Annotated in this window: 4 protein-coding genes and 1 pseudogene; 3 read left to right on the top strand and 2 right to left on the bottom strand. The window is 67.4% G+C overall.

Annotated features, from left to right (window positions below; translation table 11 throughout):
- Both I4Q42_RS25695 and I4Q42_RS25700 read right to left on the bottom strand, forming a co-directional pair.
- Positions 1 to 192: pseudogene (locus I4Q42_RS25695) on the bottom strand (SIS domain-containing protein); the annotation flags it as partial.
- A gap of 25 nt (positions 193 to 217) precedes the next feature.
- On the bottom strand, positions 218 to 964 hold the full coding sequence (locus I4Q42_RS25700; RefSeq protein ID WP_198578956.1) for a GntR family transcriptional regulator: 747 nt from the start codon (positions 962 to 964) through the stop codon (positions 218 to 220).
- A gap of 285 nt (positions 965 to 1,249) precedes the next feature.
- Between I4Q42_RS25700 and I4Q42_RS25705 the strand changes: the two genes are divergently transcribed.
- From I4Q42_RS25705 to I4Q42_RS25715, 3 genes are all read left to right on the top strand, one after another.
- Positions 1,250 to 4,000: a TonB-dependent receptor gene (locus I4Q42_RS25705; protein ID WP_198578957.1), complete on the top strand. Its 2,751-nt coding sequence runs from the start codon at positions 1,250 to 1,252 to the stop codon at positions 3,998 to 4,000.
- A gap of 209 nt (positions 4,001 to 4,209) precedes the next feature.
- The gene (locus I4Q42_RS25710; protein WP_198578958.1) at positions 4,210 to 6,501 is read left to right on the top strand and encodes a family 20 glycosylhydrolase; all 2,292 of its coding nucleotides are present in this window, start codon (positions 4,210 to 4,212) and stop codon (positions 6,499 to 6,501) included.
- A 29-nt stretch (positions 6,502 to 6,530) separates the two neighbouring features.
- Positions 6,531 to 6,698, top strand: a 168-nt coding sequence (locus I4Q42_RS25715; RefSeq protein ID WP_198578959.1) for a PTS glucose transporter subunit IIA, incomplete at its 3' end; no start/stop codon positions are given.

The following is a 6,698-nucleotide window of genomic DNA, read 5'->3' on the forward strand; positions in this document are numbered from 1 at the left end:
CCCCCGCGCGCAGGTGACCACGGCCCGGGGCGGGCTAGCCCGCAGGCGCTCGGCGATCTTCTCCACGGCCTCGGCATTGGCCGCCAGCTGCCGCGCCACCACGGCCGAGGCCTCGCCGGCCTCCTGGAACATCCGCGTGGCTTCGGCTGTCAGGGCCGGTGCTTCGGGTCGGGTCAAGACGGTCGCCTCCAAGACGCTTCCTCTTCGTGGCTCAGGCTCAGGACAGGGCGTTGAGTTCGGCCACGAAGTCGTAGGCGTCGCCGCGGTAGTAGGACTGGGTCACTTCCACCGCCCGGCCGTCCTTGAGAAAGCCGCGTCGCTCGATCAGCAGGCCCGCGTCCTTGACCGGCACGTGCAGCAGCTCGGCCTGCTCGTCAGCGAACAGGATGGCCCGCAGCCGTTGCAGGGCGCGCACCGGCCGATGCCCGGTCTTCTCCAGCGCCTCGTACAGCGAGGTGCCGACGATGTCGGTGGAGGGCAGGGCGAAGGCGGCGATGGTGGTGTATTCGACCGCCATCGGCGAGCCGTCGGCGTAGCGGATGCGGGCGAAGCGATAGACCGGCGTGCCGGGCGACAGGCCCAGCGTCAGCGACTCCTCGGGGGTCACCTGGCCCTCGCTGCGGCTGATCCATTCGCTGTGCGGGACCCGGCCGCGCGAGATCATGTCCTCGGTGAACGACGACAGGGCCGAGAAGCTCTTTTCGACTCGCGAGGCGACGAAGGTGCCCGCGCCCTGGCGGCGGTTGAGCAGGCCTTCGCTGACCAGGCCGTCGAGCGCTTTGCGAACGGTGATCCGCGAAATGCTGAATTCTTCGGCAAGGTCGCGTTCGGCCGGCAGGGCGTCGTCCGGCGCCAGGATCTTCTTCTGGATCGCCTCGCGCAGGGCGCGCTGAAGTTGCTTGTACAGCGGGGCGTGGTCCTGCCCGTGCCCGTCGAGGCCGCCGATCTTTTCGGAAAACAGCATCAGGTCCCCACTACCCCCTGATCACAGGCCTTGGAGCCTGCAACCGCCTGGATACGAGCCGCCGAAGAGCGCTCGCAACAGTTCATGACCATTTTCATACCAATTATCTCATGGTCTGCAATTGGTTCTTTTTAGGTATTGTCATGCGCAAAAATTTCGTCACAGTCACACTCCGAGGTCTGAGAAGTACCGCTCTTTGCGGCTTTGCCGCGAGAAATTGGTATCGGATTGGGCTTGGGGTTCGGCTCCGGGTCCATGGACCCGGCAAAAGGGGAGAAGCCGATTATGAAAAGCTTTCACAAGGCGGTCCTGACCGCTTCCGCCAGCCTGCTGGCCGTTCTCGCAGCCGCGCCAGCGATGGCGCAGGAGACCGCGACCTCCGTAGAGGAAGTCGTCGTCACCGGCATTCGCGCGTCGCTGCAGCAATCCATTGAATCCAAGCGTAACGCCAACGCCATCGTCGACGTGGTCACGGCCGAGGACGTCGGCAAGTTTCCGAGCTCGAACGTCGCCGAAGCGCTGACCATCGTTCCGGGCGTCACCGTCGACCGCCAGTTCGGTCAAGGTGAAAAGGTCTCGATCCTGGGCACCGACCCGGCCCTGAACCGCACTCTGCTGAACGGCCAGACGGTCGCCTCGGCCGACTGGTTCATCCTTGACCAGCCCGGGCGCACGTTCAACTACGCCCTGCTGGCCCCGCAGATCGTCGGCAAGGTCGAGGTCTACAAGTCGCCCGAGCCCCGCCTCGACGAAGGCAGCATCGGCGGCACGGTGATCGTCAACACCCGCAAGCCGTTGGACCTGAAGTCGCTGACCCTCCAGGGCTCGCTTAGCTATCTCTACAACGATCGCTCCAAGGAGTCCGACCCGCAGGTGGCCGTGCTCGGCAGCTGGAAGAACGAGGCCGGCACCTTCGGCATCGCGGTTTCGGCCCAGCACGCCAAGGACCAGCTGCGCCGCGACGGCATCGAGTCCTACGGCACGATCCCGGCCAGCTACTATAACGGCGGCAATCCGGAAAACCCGGTCAGCTCGATCACCAACGGCAACTGCACCGGAACCTGCGCCACCACCCTGGCGGCCAATCCGAACGCCCGCGGCGTCAACTCGCTGTCGGTTTCCTACTTCGAGCAGGAGCGCGTCCGCGACAGCTACACCGCCGCCGTCCAGTGGCGCCCGACCGACGCCCTCGAGTTCAACTTCGACTGGCTGAAGATCAAGGCCACCTACGACAACACCAACCAGTCGCTGTTCGCCTTCCAGGGCAACACCTGGAACAGCATCGGCGCGCTGACCGCGATCACCGTCGAGGACAACGTCATCCGCAAGGCCTCGTTCAAGCATGCCCTGAGCGTGCTGGACGTGCAGTACCGCGAAGCCGAGCTGAACTCCGACACCTATCACCTGACCGGCAAGTGGACCGGCGACGGGATCGACGTCTCGGGCGAGGCCGGCTACTCGAAGGCCGACGGCGGCACCACCCGCCAGCTGTACGGCGAGTTCCTGAACTGGGCCGACTACACGGTCGACTTCACCGGAACGCCGGGCTCGCCGGGCGTGCTGACCTACACCAACCCGACCGCCGACGGTAATCCGCTGGGCGACGCCAGCAAGTTCTCGTTCGACGGCGGCTGGGGCGGCGGCGATCCGTCGGTCGGCCCGACCGGCTACAACGCCGGCTGGGGCGGCAACATCGTCTCCAAGCCGACCACCGACAAGGAGACCTACGCCCAGATCGACGCGGGCAAGGACTTCGAGGGCGTGATCAAGCGCGTCCAGATCGGCTACAAGTACCGCAAGCACGAGACCACCCAGGCGATGTCGGGCGTGACCGTCTCGGTCTACGGCAACCCGGCCAGCGCCTCGCAGTTCAGCCCGTCGACCGTGCCCAGCAACTACCTGAAGGGCTTCGACGGCGTCACCGACGCCATGGGCAGCCGCTTCAAGATCGACGGCGAGGCCCTGGCCAACTACATCGCCGCCGGCGGCTACCTGCGTCCGTGGCAGGCCAAGCCGGTGCCGACGATCTTCGGCAACGCCGAGTTCACGGCCCAGAACTGGGGCATCGAGGAGACCATCAACGCCCTCTACGGCCAGGCCGACTTCGAGGCCGACAACGTGCGCGGCAACTTCGGCCTGCGCTACGTGAAGACCGAGTCCGACAGCGGCGGCTACACCTGCGTCAACCAGACCGCCAGCGGCTGCGGCACCACGGCCGCCGACTGGGCCTGGACCGTCAAGTCCAAGTCGTACGAGGACTTCCTGCCCAGCCTGAACGTCATCGTCGACGTGCAGCAGGACCTGGTCTTCCGCTTCGCCGCGGCCCAGGTGATCTCGCGCCCGAACTACGCCGACATGTCGAACTACTTCTGGCTCTCCGACCAGATCCTGACCGGCGGCGGCGGCAACCCGGACCTGAACCCCTACAAGTCGAGCAACATCAACGTCTCGCTCGAGTGGTACTTCGCGCCGGAAGCCATCCTGTCGGCCGAGCTGTTCCACAAGGACATCAGCAACTACATCCTGCAGAAGACGGTCGCCGAGCAGCACTTCAACCAGGCGCGCAACGCGGTCACCACCTACCAGATCAGCCGTCCGACCAACGCCGGCTCGGCCACGGTCAAGGGCGCGGCGGTGGCCTACCAGCAGACCTTCGGTCTCGGCTTCGGCCTGCTGGCCAACTACACCTATGCCGACGGCGAGGCCGACGACGGCGCCCCGCTGCCCTACAACTCCAAGCACCAGATCAACGTCAGCCCGTTCTACGAAAAGGGTCCGTTCTCGGCCCGGGTGACCTACAACTGGCGCTCGAAGTACTTCACGGGCCTGGATCGCGGCGACCAGATGTTCGTCCGCGCCTATAAGGGCCTGGATGCGACGGCCGGCTACGCCTTCACCAAGAACGTCAACCTCTCGGTGTCTGCTCAGAACCTACTGGACAGCGAATACTACGCCTACGCCAACACCACGACGCTGCCCCGGGGCGTGTACCGCACCGGCCGCAAGCTGCAGGCGACGGTGAACGTCGCCTTCTAAGGCGGATCGAGACCGGGGGCGCGCTTTAAAGACCGGCGCGTCCCCGAACCCGCTGATTTGCATTCAACGCGGCTTGGTTCAGGATCCCTTCATGAGCCTGGCCGCGCCTTTCCCCCTCCTGACTGCAAGCAGCGAGCTGGGGCGGGTTGGTCTTGCGGCCGGCCCGCCTCCCTTTTTGCCGCCAGCTTGCCGGTGAGAGCTTTCCCCGCATGATCAAAGTTCTGCTGCTGGCCACCGCGGCCATGGCCTTCGCCGTTCCCGTGCTGGCCGCTGAGCCGCTCAGCCTGACGCCCGCACCGGCCAAGGCCGAGCGCGCCGACGGCGTCTTCCGCCTGACCGCCGCCACCCGCATCCATGTCGCCAAGGGCGATGTCGAGGCGCGCGGCGTGGCGCTGCAACTGGCCGACCTGCTGCATCGCGCCCGGGGCCTGCGTCCCATGGTGGTCGAGGGCGAGCCGGCGGCTGGCGAGGCGGCGATCTCGCTCGTTCGCGGCGGACCGGACGGCGAAGGCTACGCCCTCGACGTCGCGCCCGGCGGGGTCAAGATCACGGCCCTGAAGCGGGCCGGCCTGTTCTACGGCGCGGTCAGCCTGTGGCAGTTGGCGGTTCAGGACGACAGCAAGGGGCCGGTCGACGTGCCCGCCGCCAAGGTGGAAGACGCGCCGCGCTTCGCCTGGCGCGGCTTCATGCTCGACAGCGCCCGCCACTACCAGTCGGTCGAGACGATCAGGACGATCATCGACGGCATGGCCGCCCACAAGCTCAACACGCTGCACTGGCACCTGGTCGACGACCAAGCCTGGCGGATCGAGATCAAGAAGTACCCGAAGCTGACCCAGGTCTCCGGCTGGCGACAGCCCGCCGGGGCGGCGGGGCGCGATCCCAAGACCGGCAAGCCGGTGCGCTACGGCGGGATCTACACCCAGGACCAGGTGCGCGACCTGGTGGCCTATGCGGCGGCGCGCAACATCACCATCGTTCCCGAGATCGAGATGCCGGGTCACGCCCTGGCGCCGCTCGTGGCCTATCCGAAGCTGGGCCTGACGCCCAACCCGCCAGCCCTGGCGCGGCACGACTGGGGGATCTTTCCCTATCTCTACAATGTCGAGGACGGCACGTTCGATTTCCTCAACGACGTGCTGGACGAGGTCATGGACCTGTTCCCGTCCGAGTACATCCACGTCGGCGGCGACGAGGCGGTCAAGGACCAGTGGAAGGCCAGTCCGGTCATCCAGGCCAAGATCAAGGAACTGGGCGTCAAGGATGAGCATGGTCTGCAGAGCTGGTTCATCCAGCGGGTCGAAAAGCACATCAACGGCCGCGGCCGCCGGCTGATCGGCTGGGACGAGATCCTCGAAGGGGGGCTGGCGCCGAACGCCACGGTGATGTCGTGGCGCGGGATCGACGGGGCCATCGCCGCCGCCAGCCAGGGCCACGACACCGTGCTGTCGCCCGAGCCGACCCTCTATTTCGACCGCCGGCAGAGCGCTTCGCTGGACGAGCCGCCGGGGCGGATCATCATCAGCAGCCTCAAGGACGTCTACCAGTTCGACGCCGCGCCGGATGCGCTCACCGCCGACCAGCGCAAGCACATCCTCGGCGTCCAGGCCAATCTGTGGACCGAGCATGTGCGCACCGACGAGCGCGCGCAGCTGATGGCCTTCCCGCGCCTGGTCGCCTTGGCCGAGACGGCCTGGACGAAAGAAGAGCGCCGCGACTGGGACGGCTTCACCACGCGCCTGCCGGCCGAGATGGCGCGGCTGAAGGCGTTGGGCGTGGCGGCCGACACCGCGCCGTTCGAACCCCAGGCGACCTTGCGTCCGGGGCAGGGCGGGGCGATCGCCGCCAGCCTGTCGAGCGGCCTGGCGATCGGTCAGCTGCGCTACACCACCGACGGCGCCGAACCGACCGCCGCCTCGCCGGCCTATGGCGAGGCCCTGTCGCTGAAGGCGGGCACGGTGCTGAAGGCCCGCAGCTTCCTGGGCGAGCAGCCGCTGGGCCGCACGCGGGTCTGGACCGCCACCGAGCTGGCGGCCAACACCCGCGAGAGCCGGCAGCTGGAGCTGTGTGGCGCGGCGATCCCGCTGATGTTCGAGGACGACGCGCCAAAAAATGGCCGTGACGGCGACCGGGCGGTGTTCGCCATCGACGTCATGAACCCGTGCTGGATCTGGAAGGGCGCGGATCTTTCCAAGCCGCTGACCCTGACGGCCCGCGTGGGCCAGGCGCCGTGGAACTTCCAGATCGGCGCGGCCAAGGACCAGATCGTGGTCCGCAAGCCGGCCACGCCGGACGGCGAGCTGGAGGTGCGACTGGGCTGCAAGGGCGAGCGCATCGCCGTCATCCCGCTGGGCAAGGCCGGGCGTGGTCCGGGCCTGGGCACGGTCAGCGGCGTGCTGCCGGTCCGCGAGGGCGTCCACGACCTGTGCCTGACCTTCACGGCCAAGAGCCTGGATCCGATGCCGGCCCTTGACCGCGTCAGCCTGACGGCCGGCCAGTAGCCTTTCCGCTTTTCCAGAGAGTGCCGCCCATGTCCACCCTGGTGCTTGGATCGCCCGTCGCGGGCTGGGCGGGGCCTTTGGACGAGGTTCCGGACGCGGTGTTCGCGCAGCGGATGCTGGGGGATGGGGTGGCGATCGACCCGGTGGGGTCGGAGCTGGTTTCGCCTTGCGACGGGGTGGTGGTGAGCGTCCACCGG

Origin of the sequence: Caulobacter hibisci (assembly GCF_016135805.1) — a bacterium.
In the GTDB taxonomy this organism is placed as follows: Bacteria; Pseudomonadota; Alphaproteobacteria; order Caulobacterales; family Caulobacteraceae; genus Caulobacter; species Caulobacter hibisci.

Excerpts from the sequence above, each read along its gene's own strand:
- I4Q42_RS25700 (WP_198578956.1), bottom strand. The coding sequence starts at position 964 with ATGCTGTTTTCCGAAAAGATCGGCGGCCTCGACGGGCACGGGCAGGAC.
- I4Q42_RS25705 (WP_198578957.1), top strand. The coding sequence starts at position 1,250 with ATGAAAAGCTTTCACAAGGCGGTCCTGACCGCTTCCGCCAGCCTGCTG.
- I4Q42_RS25710 (WP_198578958.1), top strand. The coding sequence starts at position 4,210 with ATGATCAAAGTTCTGCTGCTGGCCACCGCGGCCATGGCCTTCGCCGTT.